At 40.6% G+C, this 2,685-nt stretch carries 2 protein-coding genes; both read right to left on the reverse strand.

Annotation, left to right across the window (positions count from 1 at the left end; translation table 11 throughout):
• Window positions 1-204: 204 nt before the first annotated feature.
• Window positions 205-1,482 carry a glucose-6-phosphate isomerase gene (locus ACFPOH_RS11250; RefSeq protein WP_390309694.1) on the reverse strand — a complete coding sequence of 426 codons (1,278 nt, stop codon included), beginning with the start codon at window positions 1,480-1,482 and terminating at the stop codon, window positions 205-207.
• A gap of 157 nt (window positions 1,483-1,639) precedes the next feature.
• A complete protein-coding gene (gene galU, locus ACFPOH_RS11255) occupies window positions 1,640-2,521 on the reverse strand; it encodes a UTP--glucose-1-phosphate uridylyltransferase GalU (protein ID WP_390309696.1) in 882 nt (293 codons plus the stop codon).
• Between the last annotated feature and the right edge of the window lie 164 nt (window positions 2,522-2,685).

The raw sequence follows: 2,685 nt of genomic DNA on the forward strand, positions 1-2,685 counted from the left end.
AATTTTACAGGCACGATATTGAGTTTTTCCGTTGTCAAAAAAAGAACACCTCCTCTGTAATTGTTACTTTCATCTTACAGGGAGGTGTCATTGATTTATAGGCGTTGTTTGATTTCGGGCTTACAATTAAACATAAAAAATCCCTTGCTATGATTTTATTAATGCTAGCGAGGGATTTTTTATTATATCAAAATAAACTATACATTATTTATTGATCAACAATTCCAACATTTTCCTTTTATAAGCCTCCACCCCAGGCTGATCAAAAGGATTCACTTCGATCAACTTTGCACTCATTGCGCAGGCCTTCATAAAGAAGTAAATTAAATAACCCAAATGATAAGCATCCAATTTCGCCATTTCCAATTGGATGACCGGCACTCCGCCTTCCGCATGGGCGAGGGCTGTGCCTTGTTTGGAAGTGGCGTTGATTTCATTTAAGGAACGGCCGGCCAAGTAGTTTAATCCATCCTCATTACGCCCATCAAAAGGAACTGTATAATCATCCGTAATTTCATGAAAATGAAGAAGTGTTTCAAATAATATCGGGCTGCCTTCTTGGATGAATTGGCCGATGGCATGCAAATCCGTGGAGTAGGTCACGCAAGTAGGGAACAACCCTTTTCTTTCTTTTCCTTCGCTTTCTCCGAACAATTGCATCCACCATTCGTGGAATTTCTTTAGCGATGGTTCGAAGGAGGCGAGCAACTCCACACTGTACCCTTCGTTGTAAAGAATATTTCGCATGACCGCATATTGGTAAGCGTGATTCAGTTCCAGGTCGGGTTCTTTCAGTTCAATGGCGGCTTTTTTTGCACCTTCCATAAATTGCGCAATATCGATTCCCGCAACGGAAATCGGCAACAAACCCACTGGCGTCAATACTGAATAACGGCCACCAATGTCCGAAGGAATTGGAAATTGACGGTATCCTATCGCATCCGCTATTTTCTTTAATATGCCTTTTTCAGGATCGGTGGTCACAATGATGCGCTGTATCGCCTCTTCTCCATAACGCCTTTCCATGTATTGCCGCAACACACGGAACGCCAGCGCGGTTTCCATTGTGCCACCGGATTTTGAAATGACATTGATGTACACTTCTTTATCATCAAGATATTCAAGAATTTGATGCATATAGGCGCCGCTCATATGGTGGCCGACATAAATCACTTCAATGCCATCCTTATGTACACCAAAATAAGGCGTCAATGCATCTTGCACGGCGCGGGCGCCCAAAAAGGATCCTCCAATCCCGATTACCACCAAAACATCCGCCTTTGCACAAATTTCACGTTTGACATTTTTGATTTCATTAAATAGCTGGTCATGGTTTTGCAAAGGGTAATCAATCCAGCCAATCATCTCATGGGCGTTTTCCAATTCATCGTGTATTTGTACTATCCGATTTTTGTACCGTTCTATGTCATGATGATCCAATGTACAATTTAATAGAGTAGTTTGTACCAGTTTCGTGTACAATATCAATGCCCCATTTCTTTCTATATTTGTTTTTCTATTATGACATAGAAAAAATCAAAGGAAAATGAGTTTTGGAGGAAACAATGCCAATTTCCCCCTTGATGATTCACTATTCAGAAAGTTATGGATTCTTTATTGCAAACCTAGATTACTTGATTTATTTTTGCTCAGCCAATTGTTTTGCCTTTTCCAAAATGAAATTTCTCACATCTTCCCTCAAGTCGTCACGATTTAAAGCAAAGTCGATTGTTGTTTCAATGAAGCCCATTTGATTTCCGACATCATATCGCTTTCCTTCAAATCGGTACGCAAATACCCGCTGGATTGTATTCAAATCCTCAATGGCATCCGTCAGTTGGATTTCGCCGCCTTTTCCTTTTTTCTTTTGATCCAGGAAACGGAAAATTTCAGGTGTTAGTATATAGCGGCCAATAATTGCGTATCTGGATGGCGCTTCTTCGGTTGATGGTTTTTCAATAAATTTCGACACTTGCATTAATGGACTGTCCGTTGAGATTGGATCGATGACACCATATCGATGCACCTCACTGTCCGGCACTTCCATGACGCCAATGACGCTGGAAAATGTTTTATCGTATTGGTTCATCAATTGTTTCAAACAAGGTGTTTCACTTTGGACGATATCGTCACCCAGTAAAACAGCGAATGGTTCGTCACCGATAAAGTTGCGGGCGCACCAAATGGCATGTCCCAAACCAAGTGGCTGTTTTTGCCGGATGTAGTGAATGTCGATGTCTGATGAGACACGCACTTTTTCCAGCAATTCGAATTTTTCCTGTTCCACTAGATTTGCCTCAAGTTCGAAAGCATAGTCGAAATGGTCTTCGATTGCACGTTTTCCCTTTCCGGTAACAATAATGATATCTTTAATGCCGGATGCGATGGCTTCTTCCACTATATATTGAATTGTTGGTTTATCCACTATTGGCAACATCTCCTTCGGCATAGCTTTCGTCGCGGGCAGAAAACGTGTTCCCAAACCCGCCGCCGGAATGATGGCCTTTCGAATTTTCTTCAATAAAACTCTCTCCTCAAATTTGTGTTTCTACTGTAAATCACTAGTGTCGCATAAAAAATATCAATAGACATAATAAATCTGAATTTTCTGTAACTATATTTTTCCATAAAAAAATCCTTTATAATGGTTTGGTGGTAGTAAACCTATCCAAATCCAATATAAAG

Origin of the sequence: Ureibacillus suwonensis (genome assembly GCF_042655065.1) — a bacterium.
GTDB lineage: Bacteria > Bacillota > Bacilli > Bacillales_A > Planococcaceae > Ureibacillus > Ureibacillus suwonensis.